We start from the raw sequence: 16,188 nt of genomic DNA on the forward strand, positions 1-16,188 counted from the left end.
CGCGGGAACACTTTACGCCATATCCTGCGGTTTTCCAAATAAATCCCCTGCATTCATTACAGTCGGATACAGCGCCACATAGTTGAGGAGTAGTTGAGATGAATACCGAGAACGAAGATCCGATCCACACCGCCCACCAATGGCTCGAAGAAGCCGCACGGCTATTAAACCTCGAGCCCCACGAGGCCACGGCGCTAACCCGGGAACTGCTGGATTTAACCAAGGACGTGGCCCATACCCAATCGCGGCCGGCAGCACCGTTGACGGCGTTCGTGGTGGGGTTGGCATCGGCAAGCACTGCAGAAGCCAAGGTAAATATCGAAACCCTCAAGGAGGCACTGAAGTAATGGCCGGACGCAAGAATGCCACCTTTGCCGTCACGAAGGTCCGCCTGGGCGAGCATGCGCAGGTAGATACCCGCGCCGATACCGTCGCCGGTGAGGAGCCGCTTGAGATTCGCGTGGGCGGGCAGACCATCACCACCACCATGCGCACCCCGGGCCACGATATTGAGCTGGCGCACGGTTTCCTCCACTCCGAGGGGCATATTGCCGCGCTTTCCGATGTCACCACTGCCCGCTACTGCGCCGGTTCCACCGTCGAGGGCATGAATACCTATAACCTGCTGGACATAGACTTGGTGAAGAATACGCCGTTGGACTTGAGCGATCTCCGCTTAACCACGACGACGTCGGCCTGCGGGGTGTGCGGCACTTCGTCCATCGAGGCGCTGGCGAAGAAGTCTCGCTACCCCATCCCCCAGATCCCCGTGGACCCACAGCTGGTGGTCCAGCTGCCGGAGAAGCTGCGCGCCGCCCAAAAGGAATTCCGCAAGACCGGCGGAATCCACGCCGCCGGCGCCTTTACCCTCGAGGGTGAGCCGGTGGTCATCCGCGAGGACATAGGCAGGCACAACGCCGCCGATAAGGTCATTGGCCACCTGCTCATGGAAGAGCGCCTGCCCGCCGATGACCTCATTTTGGTCATGAGCTCCCGCGCCAGTTTCGAGCTGGTGCAAAAAGCCGCCATGGCCGGTTTTGGCATGCTCGTTGCCGTCAGCGCCGCCTCTTCCCTTGCCGTAGAGACCGCCCGCGAGACCGGCATGGCGCTGGTGGGCTTTGCCCGTGCCGATCGCTTTAACCTTTATTCAGGCGCGCTCGCGGAATAATAATTTATTTCAAATATTTAATTCTCCTGTGAAAAACCTCCATTTTGGCTTACACCATCATCCGTGGAAGTGTAGAAAGGTGGTAAAGCCCACAAACGCGCGTTTCGTCTAATCCCCACTATTTATTGCCCTGGGGCCGCGGATGGGTCCATACCTTCCCTATTCACCTCTATCTCTGCGCATTGTCAGGAGGACTGCATGACAGGAATTTCTGCGCGAGGGCTCTACAAAGTCTTTGGAAATAATCCAGATAAGGCGGTTGCTGCTCTAAAAAGCGGCACCAGCCGTGAAGAATTAATGGAACAAGGCAGCACGGCTGCGGTTATAGACGCCTCTTTTGACATCGAACCTGGCGAAATCTTCGTGGTGATGGGCTTGTCTGGCTGCGGTAAGTCCACTCTTATCCGCATGGTCAATGGCCTCTTACCAGCCACAGCAGGCTCCCTTGAAATTGATGGCACCTCCCTCACAGAGATGTCGGAATCCCAGTTGCGCAGCATTCGCCGCGATAAAATTTCCATGGTCTTTCAGCACTTCGCGCTTCTTCCCCACCGCACGGTGGCCGAGAACGCCGCCTACGGCCTCGACATCAAGGGTGTCTCCCGCAAGGAGCGCGAGGAAAAAGCCCGAGAAGCACTGAAAATGGTGGGGCTCGAAGGCTGGGATAATCACTTACCCGGTGAGCTGTCCGGCGGTATGCAGCAGCGCGTGGGCCTGGCCCGTGCGCTTGCCGCGGATACTGACGTCTTGCTCATGGATGAGGCCTTTTCCGCCCTCGACCCGCTCATCCGTAAAGAAATGCAGGATCAGCTAATCAACCTGCAAAAAGAGCTCAATAAAACCATCTTGTTCATTACGCATGATTTGAATGAGGCGATGCGCATTGGCGATCGCATCGCGATGATGCGGGCGGGTGAAATCGTCCAGATCGGCAGCGCTAAGGAAATCCTGCAGCAGCCGGCCAATGACTTCGTGGCGAACTTTGTTCAAGACGTTGACCGCTCACGCGTGCTTTCTGCTGGCGATATTGCCCAGGACACTGCCAACGTGGTCTCCGCGCACGACGATATTTCGACCGCACAGGACCAGCTGCGCGAATCCGACATCCCGTGGGTAGTCGTCGTAGACGAGGATCAACGCCCTACCCGCGTGCTGTGGGAAAAGGATCTGCGGGAGGCCGAAAGCCAAGGCGCAAGCGCGCTCCCTGAAACGGCCGCACACCACATGCACGTGGTGGAAGAAAACACCACCACGTATGAGCTTTTCCAGTTCGCTGCGGATTCGCCTTCCCCCATCATTGTTGCTGACGATGATGGGCGGCTCACGGGCACGATCTCGCGCGAGGTACTCCTTGGTGCCGTAGCCACGGATTCGAAAGAGGTGAACGCCTAAATGGATGAAAACGTCATTCCTCGCATTCCCATTGGGGATTGGACCAATGATGGCATTGACTGGCTTACGGACAATGCCAAGTGGCTCTTTGATGCCTTTAGTGCCCTGATGAAGTTTCTGGTGGAGGGTTTTTCTGAAGCCCTGACCTCCGTGCCAGCCGCAGTCATGCTGGTCATCTTCGCCGTTATCGCTTGGTTCTTCCGGTCGTGGCGCCTCGCGCTAGGGTCCATCATCGGCTTCGTCCTCGTCCTAGGCATGCGGCAATGGGACACCATGCTGCAGACTATGTCTCTGGTCTTGGTCTCCACGCTTACCGCGGTTATCCTCGCCATCCCGCTGGGCATTTGGGCGGCGAAATCAAATACCGTCAGCGCCATCGTGCGCCCGATCATGGACTTCATGCAGACGATGCCAGCCTTCGTGTACCTCATTCCAGCGGTCACGTTCTTTTCCATCGGTGTTGTCCCGGGTGTCTTTTCCACCATCATCTTCGCCCTCCCGCCAGGCGTGCGCATGACCGAGCTAGGCATTCGGCAGGTAGACCAAGAGACCGTGGAAGCCGGCCGTTCCTATGGTGCGACTTCCGGGCAGATCTTGCGCGGTATTCAGATTCCACTGGCCATCCCCACCATCATGGCTGGTATTAACCAGGTCATCATGCTCTCGCTGTCCATGGCCGTTATTGCCGGTATGGTCGGTGCCGATGGTTTGGGTAAAGAAGTGACCTCGGCCATTTCCACCTTGGACGTGGCTCAGGGCGTGGAAGCTGGCCTTGCCGTGGTCATCCTTGCGGTCTTTTTGGACCGCCTGACCGCGGCATTGGGCAATCCCTCCCATTACCCTTCTTCGCTGCTTTCCTTGCTGCGAAAGAAGAAAAACTCCACATCGTAAACCATCTCTCTCCATCTACAGAAAGGGTTTTCTCATGAAAATTCGCAAGACTATTGCGGCCACCTCGGCCGCTGCCCTAGCACTCAGCCTGGCAGCCTGCGCGGATAACGATTCCGACTCGGATGCGAGCGGCTCCGACGGCGATAAGGGCACCATCACCCTGGGCTACCTGCCCTCTTGGACCGATGGCTTGTCCACCGCGTACCTGCTGGAAAACAAGCTGGAAGCAGCGGGCTACGACGTTGAGCACGAAGAGCTTACCGATGCCGCCGTGCTCTACGCCGGCCTTGCCAACGGCGATATCGATATCTACCCCTCTGCATGGTCTGAAAAGACCCACGAGCAGTACATGGACAAGTACTCCGATGACATCGAGGACTTGGGCTCCTACTACGACAACGCCGTTTTGACGTGGGCCGTGCCGGAGTACATGGAGGACATCAACTCCATCGAGGATCTCAAAGGCAAGTCCGCCGATTTCAACGACACCGTCGTGGGCATCGAACCAGGTGCTGGTCTGACCGAGGCCTCCAAGAAGGCCATCGAGGATTACGGCCTAGATGAGGACGGCTACAACCTGTCGACCTCATCTACCCCGGCCATGCTCTCCGAGCTACAGACCGCCGTAGACAACGAGGACGACATCGTTGTGACCCTGTGGCGCCCGTTCTGGGCCAACGCCAAGTTCCCGGTCAAGGATCTTGAGGATCCTAAAGGCTCCTTGGGCGATCCTGAGTCCCTGCACTGGTTGGCACGCGATGGCTTCAGCGACGAATTCCCTGAGGTCTCCGAGTGGCTCGGCGATTTGAAGCTGGACGATGAGCAGTATGGCTCCCTTGAGGACAACGTTGTTAACCAGTTCGAGGAAGGCAAAGAGCCTGACGCCGTCCAGGACTGGCTGGATAAGAACCCCGACGTGGTCAAGGACATTGACTAATCAGTAATTCCTTCACTCCCCACCATTTAAAGGGGGAGTAAAGGAACACAGTAAAGGGTGCAGCTTCTTCCATACTGTGTGGTCGAGGCTGCACCCTTTTGTCATAACCTTGTTTCGGCCCTATACCGGCTCTAAACCAGCTCCAGCGGGGCTCCCCCATGCGGCGAACCCCGCAAGTCACTGCACGGCCTAGTCGCGGTAGTCCTCCGGCCCATTATTGAGCCAGGCGTACACGCCACCGATGAGCAAGCCGCCGCCGATGAAGTTGCCAATCCACACCAGCGTCCAGTTGAGAGCAACATTGCCAACGGTCAGCGCTGCCGGCAGCGGATCGCTGCCGAAGAAGGTGAGCGCAAAGAGGCAGAAATTGGCAATCACGTGCTCCAGGCCTAGGCCCACGAAAATGCCGATAATCGGGACGATGACGATGAACTTCGACACGATTTCCTTGGCAAAGACCGCGCCAACGATGCCCATATTGACCACGAAGTTCGCGGCCATGCCCTCTACAAGCATTCCCTGCGGGGATTTGGTCAGCTTGCCTTCAGAGATGGTGACCAACAGGTGCGAGGGATCCATATTCGCGAGCTTGGCGGACATCCCCATGACGGCGGCAAAGATGATGGCGCCGACAAGGTTAAAGATCGTGGTAATAAGCAGTACGTAGAAAGCCTTACCCCAGGACAAGTGCTTCTGTATCGCCCCGTAGACCATGTACATCATATTGCCCGTGGCCAGCTCCGCACCGAGGATAACGATGGCGAAGAGGCCTAGGCCGAAGAACAGGGCAAAGGTCACGGACCCCAGGCCCGGGGCAAGCCCTTCCACCGCTTGGCCAACGACGCCGGCAAATACGGTGCCGATGCACAGATACACACCGGCGAGGATTGCGCGGACAGAAAATCGTGAAAATGATTGATCGAGTAGGGCGGCCTTTTTCAGGGATCCGGCCTTGGCAGCTTCGTTGAGAGACACCGTTTTTTATTTTCCTTATTTAGCTGTACTTATACGGACAAGAGAATCACGGATTATCGTAGCGCGTTATGCATTCACCGCGTCAATAAAACTAAACAGAAATTATTACTATAAACTTGGTTCACACCCACCCCTATCGTCCCTAATGTCCCTATTTTTCCTCGAAGGTCGCATGGACCACCAAGACCGGCCACGGAGGGAGAGGCCCCAACGTTCTGCGGCGCGATCGCGCCACTCGGCGGCATCAGAAAGCAACACTGCCGCTACGTCTTATTCCCGCAGGACCCGCAGCACGCGCCCCCGGCCATCGAGCAGCGACGCCATAGGAGCCCAGCCTAGACGCTCCGGCAGGCACCGTTCCGACGATCGCGATTGGCGCAAGGCCGAAAACCACGCGCGACGCATTCAGCGCCGCTACCCCAACCGTCGCCTCAAGGAGACCTCCCTGCCCAGGCACCGGAAGAAGCCTTCCGGATGGGATCGCGTCAAAGATGCGTGGAAGTCGTCCTGGGTCCTGCGCATCGCCGCCGGCATCGTGGTCACGCTGCTGGTCATCAGCTCCATCAATCGCAGCATCAGCCCGCCGGAAGGCCTGGAGACCAACGAGGTCACTGCGGAACAAGCCCCCGTCATCGAGCCATCCGCCGCGGTAGAGATGTTCATTCCCGCCATCGATGTCCATGCGAAGTTCGACGATGACAATTGCCGCGTGCTCGATGGCGCCATCAACCCTGACACCATGGATAAGGCCTGCACCTATACCGCCGATGATCGCCCGTATTCCCTGCCGGGAACCAATGCCGAGGATATCGTCGTCATCGCCGGCCACACCGGCGCGGGTGTGCCTGCCGTATTCAATAAGCTTTACAATGGCGCCGCCAACGAGCACAAGGTCAGCATCGGCGATAAGCTCTACGTCCGCACCAAGAATTCCGACCAGAACTGGCTCATCTACACCGCAACCGATCTCCACGACCCCGATAAACAGGGCCTGGCCGGTGACTCCAGCGTATGGGGCGAGGACGCGATGCCAGGCAGGCTGCTGACGATTAGTTGCATCCAGCCCGCCAACCCCCTCGAGGCCGCCGTGCGCAATGCCGTTGTGGGATGGCAATACGAGGGCACCACCCACACCGCGAAGGACAAGAAGGCTTAATCGCCGGCCACTCCTCCGCCGCCTACTCCCCGCAGTCCCTACTTCCACCGCCGGAAGTAGGGACTTTTCATATCCTCCCTTTTCCCAGCGCACAGGTATATTTTCCCTCACCTCACTATATGTACCGATAACGGTTTGCAATAGTGTAATATTCGTTTGAATCTACATAAAAGTTCACTGCCTTTAACCTTGGGAGAACCTTATGCCTTTGCGCACCTCATTTGCGCGCTTTGCCACCATAGTGGTGGCCTTGGCGCTCGCGTTATTCCACGCTCCCCTCGCCCTCGCTGGCGATGCCCCGATTGTCCGCACCCAAACACACGTGGATTCCCCGCACGCGGTGTGGCAGGACGGGAACTTCAAGCTCATGTCCAATAGTGCGGGCCTAGTCCCCATCGAGGACACGATCAACTGGGTGAGCCACGGCCGCGTCGACGGCGGCCTAGGAGCCTATGCCTGGCGCGTGCCCGATGACCCACGCTTTGAATTTCTTAAGGCCAAGACAAACCAGCTCATGTACTACGGCGGCCCCGCGGTCGGCTTCCCGAAAAACACCATGCCCATCTGGGCTGGGTTCGGCGCCGCTGCAGATCTACCTACCGATCAATTCCGCGATAAGTCCTTCAACATGGAGATCGTGGACTTTAAGGGCCCCGGCCGCATGGAGCTATTTAGGTACAACGGAGAGGACTACCCCCTCAACCGACTCTGGTCCTCCCACGATCCGGGATTCCGTACCACATGGGTTAACGCGGGAACGCATACGCATAACGCTACGACGTTTACCCGTCCCGGCCACTACGAGGTCACCTACCGCGCTTCTGCGCGAAAGAAGGATGGCACCTTCATCCACTCCGAGCCACAAACCTTAGTCTGGCAGGTAGGCGGGACCAACCCCGCCGAGCGCACGATTACCGATCTTGATGCTGCCTTTAACGACGCCAAGTCTGAAGGCTCCGCAGCCGAAGATTCCGAGTCCGATGCCCCTATGTTCAAGATGGCTCCCTCCACAGCCGATACCAAGGGCGCGAAGGAAGGCATCCTCACCACGCTGTCACTCGATACGGGAAATGCCAAAGACACCGGCCGCGCCGTCTTCACCATCAATGGCCACTACCTTGCCGAGCGCAAGGTAGAAGGCGGTAAGGCATCGTGGGATGAAATGATCGGTGAAGAAAAATCCGACTTCCAAGCCATCTTTATCCCAGACGATGACGCCCCAAGCCCACGCTGGGTATCCGAACCCGTGGAGTTCTGGACCAGCGCCGTCACCGTCAAGGAAAGGGCCGCTAAAGATGACGAAGCTTTTACAACGAAAAGCGGGGAGCTTCCTACTCCCGAAATGGAAGAGATAGAGCCGTTTGAGACAGAGCCCCTTAAGATCGAGAGCCCAGATATCACCGTGTCCACCAGCGAGGTATACGGCGATGGTGACCGCAATATCGACATCACCGTAGAGCCCGAAGATGACCGCACCACGGTGCGCGTTACCGGCGGCTTCTACAAGGTAAATGGCGAACCGATGACCAACCTACCGGAAAAGCATATTGCAGATTGCGAAATCGGCTTTACTTCCGGGCCAGGACAAAGGACGAGCAGGCAACTCATCGATAGCTGTAAGCAGCCCGGCTACCAGCTCATGCTACGCATCGTTCCTGATTCGCGTTCCGATGCCGGCGGCGCCACGCTATTTAGCCATACTCACAAAGAGGCTTATAAGCCGATAGCTGAGACCACCGTCTCGTTCGCAGATGCTCCCGATTCCGCGGACACGCAGGAACCAGAAGGCTCGGAGAATCCAGAAGACTCCAACACACCAAAGAAGCCGCAAGGTTCGGAAGAAGCAGAAGAGTCAGAGGGTTCCACCCCAACCGAAGAGTCTTCCCCTGAAGCACCTTCCACGACCCCGAAGCTTTCTGTCCCCAATGTCCCCAAACCCAAACCGCAGGGCCCGAAGGATAAGGACACCCCCAACAAGGAGCTCAATCTGCACCGAGGCCACGTCGATATCGCCCCAATCCACGAGGACGGTGAGCTGCACCTAGGCATCAAGGACGAGACGAATCTGTACCATATTGGTGCAATCTGGCGTAAGCCTTCCGATGTCTTTTTCACCGTTCCCAAGCAGGTCAAGACCACCTTGAACAAGGACATCCCGCACTTTGGAAAGAAAGGCAGCGCAGCCTACGTCCTGCCAGAGACACAGCGCACCGGCGTGGTGTGGCCTGGGATAAGCACCGAAGATGCGTACCAGGACACCAAGAAGGACTACACCTTTACTTTCACCCCCGTCAAAGCCCCGAAGGACGGCGAATGGTTGGCATATCTGGCTGATCAAACCGGCCTAGACCAGCGCCTTGCCGGCAGCGATGGTACGCATTCCTATACCACCGAAGGCCCTGACCACATGCACCTCAACTGGGCATTCAACAAGCCCGGTACGTATGAAGTCGGTGTCACGGTCGCCGAAAAAGACGGCAAAACCGCGAAGAAGGCCGTTCTGCGCTTCAAGGTAGCTACCGAGGATTCATCATCTGCTACCCCACCAACCAAGGGCAATGACAATGCGACCGAAGGCGGCCCCAATGGCAGCACCGACGGCACAACCGACAACAACGCCCCATCGAAGGAACCAACCCCAGAGTCAACGGACCCCGCTCCCAGCGAAGAGCCTTCCAAAAAGCGCGAGATCACCAAGGGCCACATCGACTTCGGGCCAAAGGTTGTGGACAATAAACTTGGCTTCTATGTCACGGACCCCGCTCCCAGCGAAGAGCCTTCCAAAAAGCGCGAGATCACCAAGGGCCACATCGACTTCGGGCCAAAGGTTGTGGACAATAAACTTGGCTTCTATGTCAACGAAGACAACCGCCACAACGTGCCTGAAGACGTAGCGTTGCGCATTCACGATGCGCAACGCGTGCCGGTCGCTGGCTCTCTGGCTAAGACGCTGTCCTTTACCGGAATGGTAAAGACTGGCTCAACGATTTACCACCTGCCATTACAACAGGATCACAATGCTGTGTGGCCGGGATGGGACACGATCAAGGTCGGGCAAGACTACCGTGACGCTGCTATCGAGGTTCGTCCTAAGTCAGCGCCTACGGACGGACAATGGTGGGCCGGCCACACTGCCTCCCTGAACACACCGGAACGGACCTTAGCCGATAGCAACGGTACCCATACGATTAAGGGCGTTGAGGATGGTCCTTTTCATGTCCACGCGCACTGGATCTTTACCGAACCAGGCCGCTACGAGATGGACATGCGCACCGTCAACAACAACGGTGACAAACTCACCGACTGGCACACCGTGACCTTCCTCGTAGGCGATTCAACCACCCAGCCCGGCGGAAAAGGCGCTGACAAAGAAAGCGATGAGGAAGAGGGCAAGCCCGCAGACTCCTCGAAGGATAAGCAGCCAGGCGCTACCAAGCCAGATAACGGCTCGAATAGCACCGGCACTAATAAGCCGGGCTCCGAAACGTCCAAGGCTTCTACCTCGTCCGGATCGAATGCAGGTGCCAAGGGAAATAGCACTGGGAAGTCGGAGGGCTCCAGCAAGTCCACAACCGCTAAGGGTGCAGCAGGCGGTGGCTCTGGTCCGGGCTCCGGATCCGGCGGAGGCTCCTCCAGCTCCCACAACGGTGCACTAGCCTCCACGGGTGCCAATATCGGTTGGGTACTCGTGCTCGCCGCACTCTTTATTGTCGGCGGCATAGTGTTGGTGAAAAAGCAGTCTAAGGACAGTCAGTAGCCCTTAAGCTCCGGGGTTCGTTGCACCGCCCCACTGCAACGAACTCTCACCGGGGAACTGCTCCACGACCTTAGACCCCAAGAAGCATCTACTTCTGACGCAGAGATCGGCCCCGAGCATGGTCGCTTACCAGTTCGGGCCGGGCTCATTTTGCGTTTTGACGTGGTTATTTACGCACCAAGCTTTTAACCTCTGCCCGAATGGGGCGGAAACTAAACTGAACGGTTATATTCAGCATGTTAAAAATAGTTCAATGGATTATGCTGGGTGCCTACCTACCTTTCTGGCTCATTCCCTATTATCGAAGAAACACTATGCAAATTAAATTTATCTAACTGTTTACGGGTTCTTGGGAAAGTCAGTAGAAATTGAGCCTGTATGCAGTGATAGCCCGACTACATAATGGAATAAATTGACCGCTAAGAGAAATTGGGTCCACGTGAATCAACATGGTACCCTGAGCAATTTATGACCAATGGACGGGCGAAGGTTCCCCGTAAGAAATGTGATTAGCTTTGTTTAGCCGTATATCGAAATCTGCTTTAACTCCTTTCATCATTCTTGTATCCACTTCTCTAGCAGGCTTTTTCTGGGGAGAATTAAGGGTCTTCCCTATTGCTGTGGCGGTAATATTCTTGGCTCTGTACAACACCTCTATACGTAGAGATTTTTACCCAAGATCGGAAGCTGGGGTATTTTTCGTCGGGTTTATACTATCGATTTTTGGTGGATTATTGAATGATTCAAATTACACATTCTCCCTTGGGCTAATGATAGCTTCGACGTTCCTTTTGTTTTTAAATCTTAATAAGGAGGGCCCAACCCGACCTAGGAAGTGAAATGGCTGGCCATAAAGCTTTTACCATGACCGCTGACATTCCCATCTATTTTTGCCATCCAGGATCGCCGTGGGAACTAGGCAGCAACGAATACACCAACGGCAGGCTCAGGAGAAACCTTCCCAAAAACAGCGACCTGTCCATCTACAGCGCCGAGGACCTGGAGATGATCGCCAACATTCACAACCACAAACCACACAAAGCACTCAACTGGCGCACCCCAGCCGAAGTCATGACCAACGCCCTGACACAAACCGGTAGTATCACACCAAAGTAACCATCATCGCTGCAACGACCCCTAGAATGCAAGGCTGACATTAAAACTAGAAAATCCCAACTCCTTGTAGGGAGTTGGGATTTTTGGCGCTCTATTTACTTGAACGGGAAGCCGAGCTCGCGCAGGAGCTTACGGCCTTCTTCGTCGTTGGTAGCGGTGGTAACGACGGTGATGTCCATACCACGGGGACGATCGATCTTGTCGATGTCGATTTCGTAGAACATGGACTGCTCGGACAGACCGAAGGTGTAGTTACCGTGGCCGTCGAACTGCTGGTCAGACAGACCGCGGAAGTCACGAATACGTGGCAGCGCGATGGTCAGCAGACGGTCCAGGAATTCCCACATGCGGTCGCCGCGCAGGGTAACGCGTGCGCCGATCGGCATGCCTTCACGCAGCTTGAAATTCGCGATGGACTTCTTTGCGCGACGCAGCTGTGGCTTCTGACCGGTGATAGCGGTCAGGTCCTCGAGAGCGCCATTGATGACCTTGGAGTCACGAGCAGCTTCGCCAACACCCATGTTGACGACGACCTTGGTGACGCCAGGGATCTGCATGACGTTGTCGTAGTTGAACTCTTCGTTCAGGTTCTTGCGGATTTCCTCGCGGTAGCGAGTCTTCAGACGCGGGGTGTAGTTCTCGCTCATTTTTAGATGTCCTTCCCGTTGCTACGCGCGATACGGACCTTTTTGCCGTTCTCGTCGAAACGGTAGCCCACGCGGGTCGGGTTGCCCTCGGAGTCAACGATCGCAACGTTGGACACGTGGATCGGAGCTTCTTGGGTAACGATTCCGCCGGACTCGGCGCCACGCTCGGTAGCGGAGTTTGCGACGTGCTTCTTGATGCGGTTAACGCCCTCAACGAGGACCTTTTCGCGCTTCGGGTATGCCTCGATGACCTTGCCCTTCGCGGCCTTATCTGGGCCCGAAATGACAATCACCATATCTCCCTTATGGATCTTCATAAGATTAGATCACCTCCGGTGCTAGAGAAACGATCTTCATGAAACGCTTGTCACGAAGTTCACGAGCAACCGGGCCGAAGATACGGGTACCGCGAGGTTCGCTATCGCCCTTCAGAATAACTGCAGCATTCTCATCAAAGCGGATGTAGGAACCGTCCGGACGACGGGTTTCCTTCTTCGCGCGGACGATAACTGCCTTAACTACATCGCCTTCTTTAACGCTGCCGCCTGGAACAGCGTCCTTGACGGTTGCGACGATAATGTCGCCGATGCCAGCGAAGCGTCGGACGGAGCCACCGAGAACGCGGATGCACAAAAGCTCACGTGCACCAGAGTTGTCGGCGACGCGCAGACGCGATTCTTGCTGAATCACTATGGGTCTCCTGACCTGGATTGATGTGCGACAAGATTTCCGTCCTTGCCACACGCGGTCTACAAACTTGCTGTGCTCGAGCCTTTACAACGAACACGTAAAAGCGTCGATGGGTCTCGGACCGGCGATTCGGAAACGCACCGCTACGGACCGACCAGCTCTCGCAACCTATACATTGAACCACATGGCTTAGCTACTTCCAAAACAGTGCAAACGCAGCGCTTTGACTCCGCCAATCACCCCATAGAGGTGTAGCACTTTAAGAAACACCCCTACACGGTAAAACCGTAAAAAGGACTGGCTGTGCCGGTCGGGAACAATTCCCGGCCGGCACAGCCTTTTTCTATGCGCGTTAAAAATTCCAAGGGGAAGGCAAATGAGGGATTCACGGCTGCCGGGCTCAATGCCCTAGAACCCGATAGCCCTTCCCTACCCTCATTAGCCCCTCCCCACGCCCTCTCCGCTCCTAAAAGGAGCATCGCAAAGCTTTTGCGCCCTGACACACAACTAGACCGGCCTGTACAATTTTGCATAGTAAATCCTATTAAATTCCCCCGATTATTTATGCACGGTCTATATTTTTCCCGGGCCACCTGCGGAAATGCCAACCCCCAGCGGCCAGACCAACCCTCGAAACACAGAGATTTCACTCCGTACCACTTGGTCTACATAGTTGAACCGGGTAGTCTATGAGGCGTCCACTTTTACGTCTACTATTTAAAGGTTCCTCATGTCACGCTCTCTATTTACAAAAATCGGCGCATCGGTAACCGCTGCCGCAACCGCACTCACCCTGAGCGCTTGCGCTAGCGATAGTGAAGACAACGGCGATACGGATACGATTCAGGTTGGTACTTCCCCAGGACCATATTCTGAACTTTTCAAGGACGGAATTGAGCCAATCCTTGAAGATGAGGGCTTTAAGGTCGATTACACGGACTTCTCCGAGCTGCGACAGGCAGATGTCGCTCTATCCGAGGGGCAGATTGATCTCAACGTAGACCAGCACACGGCGTACATGAACGTCTACAACCAAGAGACTGGGTCCGAGCTGACCAACCTCACCGATATCCCCACCGTTAAGACCAAGATTTACTCCAAGTCCCATAAGTCCATTGATGATGTGGATAAGGGACACACCGTTGCCATCCCGCAGGACGGTTCGAACCAGACTCGAGCATTCCGCCTTTTGGTCAAGCTTGGCTGGCTCACCATGAAGGACGATGCTGACCAGAACCTCTTGACGGTCAATGATATTGAGGACAATCCGCACGACCTCAAGATTCAGCCGATGGACTCTGCTACCATTCCGCGCTCCATGGACGATGTTGACTGGGGTATTATCCCAGGCTCCATCGCTTATTCCTCCAAGGTCGACCCTTCCCTGGCCCTTGGGGAAGAAGATCTCAGTGATGACCTCATCCTCCAGGCCGTAACCACGGAAGACAAGAAGGACGCTGACTGGGCTAAGGCAGTTATTGATGCCTATAAGTCCCAGGAGTTCCTCGACCACGTCGATAGCGTGAACGAGGAAAACTACTGGTTCGTTCCAGACTCGCTCAAGAAGTAATACGGAACTTTTCTCCATGCTTGATGTTGAATTTCGCGACTTAGGCAAGACCTTTCGCACGAAGTCGGCCTCGGTGACAGCCCTGGAAGTTGTCAACTTGGACATCGAAAAGGGCTCCATTTTCGGGGTCGTCGGCACGAGTGGTGCCGGCAAGTCCACATTGCTGCGCACCATTAACGGACTGGAAAAGCCCACCGCTGGAACGGTCAATGTTCTAGGCCGCGACCTTAACGCGCTGTCCAAGAAACAACTGCGCGAGCTGCGCGGAGAAGTGTCCATGGTATTCCAGCACTTCAACCTGCTCGATACGCAGACGGTGGCCCAGAACGTGGCGATGCCGCTCATCTTGGCCAAAACGCCGAAGAAGGAAATCCAGCAGCGCGTTACCGAGGTGCTGGAAATGGTGGGCCTTGAAGGACGCGCTCAATCGCTGCCGAAGCAGCTTTCTGGTGGTCAGCGTCAACGCGTCGGGATCGCCCGCGCCTTAATCACCAACCCAAAGATTCTGCTGTGCGATGAACCGACGTCAGCCCTCGACCCGCTAACGACTGACCAGATTCTGGATCTCATCGTCCGCGTGAACCAGGAATTGGATATCACCGTCGTCATCATCACGCATGAGATGGGTGTTATCTCCCGCATTGCGGACACCGTTGTGGTCATGGAGGACGGCCATGTCATCGAAAACGGCTCCGTCAGCGGCGTCTTTTCTGATCCACAGCAGCCCCTGACGCAGCGGCTGGTGGAGACCGTACTCCCGCAGCATCTTCCAGCGTCGGTACAAGACACGGTCAATGCCTCCCACTATGACCGCGTCCTGCGCGTAACACACCACAGCGGCGCAGCGAAGGGGCTTGTCAGCGGCCTGGTGCAACGAGGCATCGACACAGATATTGTCCACGCCTCCGACGTGGCCTTGCGCGATGGCACGGTTGGCACGTTGGTGCTCGGGCTCGCCAATAAGGATGAAGCTGCCCTTGCCGATGCCGTGCAATGGATACAGCAGCAGGGCCAACTCAACGCAGAGGTAGTGAACTAATGGATTTAACCGAGATTTTCGATACCAAGGTTTCTATCGATCAGTACCTAGAGGCCGGCTGGCAAACCCTTTATATGGTGGGTATTTCCCTCTTTTTAGGAACGATCGGCGGAGTTGCCCTAGGCATCATCCTGGTACTTGCTAACCCACAGGGCATGTATCCCAACCGCGTGCTGTTTAGGATCACGGACTTCCTAGTCAATACGGTACGCTCCTTGCCGTTCATCATCTTGATGGTGGCAATCGTCCCGTTCACGCGCCTTATCGTCGGCACTTCCATTGGCATGACCGCGGCACTGGTGCCGCTAACCATCTTCATCGCGCCGTTTATGGCCCGCCTCATCGAGCAATCGGTGTTGGAAGTTGAGGATGGAATCCTAGAAGCCGCGGAATCCATGGGTGCTTCCCTGTGGCAAACCATCCGCTATTTCTTGCTGCCGGAAGCTAAGGCCTCGATCATCTTGGCACTAACCACCTCCACCATCACGTTGATTTCTGCCACCGCGATGGCCGGAACCATCGGTGGTGGCGGCGTCGGTGACTTGGCGGTCTCTTATGGTTATCAGCAATTCGATACCGTAGCCATTATCCTCACGGTGATTATCCTCATCGTGGTGGTACAAGCAATCCAGGGCTTGGGCAATGCTCTCGCCCGCCGGGCGCGCAACGGCGCCTAAAGTACGTCAAAAAAGACAAAGGCTGGGGTTTATCCCCAGCCTTTTCTTGTGCCAGAACATCTCCCCTTGATTCGTTGCTACCACCCCAGTGATTGCACAAGGTGGAAGTTCGGTCGGCGGTTCATGTCCCCGATACTATGGAAGTATGATTATTCATGTGTGCGGCGAAGAAC

The 16,188-nt window shown here is 56.0% G+C and carries 15 protein-coding genes; 11 read left to right on the forward strand and 4 right to left on the reverse strand.

Annotation, left to right across the window (positions count from 1 at the left end):
* Positions 1–98: 98 nt before the first annotated feature.
* From ACP8KU_RS09580 to ACP8KU_RS09600, 5 genes are all read left to right on the forward strand, one after another.
* Entirely contained in the window at positions 99–347 is a 249-nt protein-coding gene (locus ACP8KU_RS09580) for a DUF6457 domain-containing protein (protein ID WP_284608874.1), read from the forward strand.
* Entirely contained in the window at positions 347–1,168 is an 822-nt protein-coding gene (gene fdhD, locus ACP8KU_RS09585; RefSeq protein WP_284643764.1) for a formate dehydrogenase accessory sulfurtransferase FdhD, read from the forward strand. Before ACP8KU_RS09580 ends, fdhD begins: the two co-directional genes overlap by 1 nt.
* Positions 1,169–1,366: 198 nt before the next feature.
* A complete protein-coding gene (locus ACP8KU_RS09590; RefSeq protein WP_005276984.1) occupies positions 1,367–2,560 on the forward strand; it encodes a quaternary amine ABC transporter ATP-binding protein in 1,194 nt (397 codons plus the stop codon).
* A complete protein-coding gene (locus ACP8KU_RS09595; RefSeq protein ID WP_005276982.1) occupies positions 2,561–3,451 on the forward strand; it encodes an ABC transporter permease in 891 nt (296 codons plus the stop codon).
* Between the two features lie 34 nt (positions 3,452–3,485).
* Positions 3,486–4,388 carry a glycine betaine ABC transporter substrate-binding protein gene (locus ACP8KU_RS09600; protein WP_005276980.1) on the forward strand — a complete coding sequence of 301 codons (903 nt, stop codon included), beginning with the start codon at positions 3,486–3,488 and terminating at the stop codon, positions 4,386–4,388.
* Between the two features lie 189 nt (positions 4,389–4,577).
* Here ACP8KU_RS09600 and ACP8KU_RS09605 read toward each other — a convergent pair whose 3' ends face one another.
* On the reverse strand, positions 4,578–5,363 hold the full coding sequence (locus ACP8KU_RS09605; protein WP_005276977.1) for a formate/nitrite transporter family protein: 786 nt from the start codon (positions 5,361–5,363) through the stop codon (positions 4,578–4,580).
* Positions 5,364–5,508: 145 nt separating this feature from the next.
* On the opposite strand from ACP8KU_RS09605, the gene ACP8KU_RS09610 reads away from it, so the two are divergent.
* The 3 genes from ACP8KU_RS09610 to ACP8KU_RS09620 all read left to right on the forward strand — a co-directional run bounded on the left by ACP8KU_RS09610 (position 5,509) and on the right by ACP8KU_RS09620 (position 11,392).
* The gene (locus tag ACP8KU_RS09610; RefSeq protein ID WP_023030119.1) at positions 5,509–6,519 is read left to right on the forward strand and encodes a hypothetical protein; all 1,011 of its coding nucleotides are present in this window, start codon (positions 5,509–5,511) and stop codon (positions 6,517–6,519) included.
* Positions 6,520–6,721: 202 nt separating this feature from the next.
* Complete coding sequence (locus ACP8KU_RS09615) at positions 6,722–10,276, forward strand: choice-of-anchor M domain-containing protein (protein WP_484483646.1); 3,555 nt, start codon at positions 6,722–6,724, stop codon at positions 10,274–10,276.
* Positions 10,277–11,083: 807 nt separating this feature from the next.
* Positions 11,084–11,392 (forward strand): IS30 family transposase, encoded by a 309-nt coding sequence (locus ACP8KU_RS09620; RefSeq protein ID WP_484484169.1) that lies wholly within the window; start codon positions 11,084–11,086, stop codon positions 11,390–11,392.
* Positions 11,393–11,487: 95 nt separating this feature from the next.
* Here the strand turns inward: ACP8KU_RS09620 and rplE are convergent, their stop codons facing one another.
* From rplE to rplN, 3 genes are read right to left on the reverse strand one after another with little or no spacing between them, the layout of a single operon-like run.
* Positions 11,488–12,039 (reverse strand): 50S ribosomal protein L5, encoded by a 552-nt coding sequence (rplE, locus tag ACP8KU_RS09625; protein WP_005281269.1) that lies wholly within the window; start codon positions 12,037–12,039, stop codon positions 11,488–11,490.
* Between the two features lie 2 nt (positions 12,040–12,041).
* On the reverse strand, positions 12,042–12,356 hold the full coding sequence (gene rplX / locus ACP8KU_RS09630; RefSeq protein WP_484483647.1) for a 50S ribosomal protein L24: 315 nt from the start codon (positions 12,354–12,356) through the stop codon (positions 12,042–12,044).
* Between the two features lie 4 nt (positions 12,357–12,360).
* A complete protein-coding gene (gene rplN / locus ACP8KU_RS09635; RefSeq protein ID WP_005276965.1) occupies positions 12,361–12,729 on the reverse strand; it encodes a 50S ribosomal protein L14 in 369 nt (122 codons plus the stop codon).
* 730 nt (positions 12,730–13,459) lie between these two features.
* On the opposite strand from rplN, the gene ACP8KU_RS09640 reads away from it, so the two are divergent.
* From ACP8KU_RS09640 to ACP8KU_RS09650, 3 genes are read left to right on the forward strand one after another with little or no spacing between them, the layout of a single operon-like run.
* Positions 13,460–14,299, forward strand: a complete 840-nt coding sequence (locus ACP8KU_RS09640; RefSeq protein WP_284622714.1) for a MetQ/NlpA family ABC transporter substrate-binding protein — start codon at positions 13,460–13,462, stop codon at positions 14,297–14,299.
* A gap of 16 nt (positions 14,300–14,315) precedes the next feature.
* Complete coding sequence (locus ACP8KU_RS09645; RefSeq protein WP_484483648.1) at positions 14,316–15,338, forward strand: methionine ABC transporter ATP-binding protein; 1,023 nt, start codon at positions 14,316–14,318, stop codon at positions 15,336–15,338.
* The gene (locus ACP8KU_RS09650; RefSeq protein ID WP_284622716.1) at positions 15,338–16,015 is read left to right on the forward strand and encodes a methionine ABC transporter permease; all 678 of its coding nucleotides are present in this window, start codon (positions 15,338–15,340) and stop codon (positions 16,013–16,015) included. The genes ACP8KU_RS09645 and ACP8KU_RS09650 overlap by 1 nt, the downstream gene beginning before the upstream one ends.
* Positions 16,016–16,188: the final 173 nt, after the last annotated feature.

The sequence above is a fragment of the Corynebacterium sp. LaCa_282 genome (assembly GCF_057198125.1).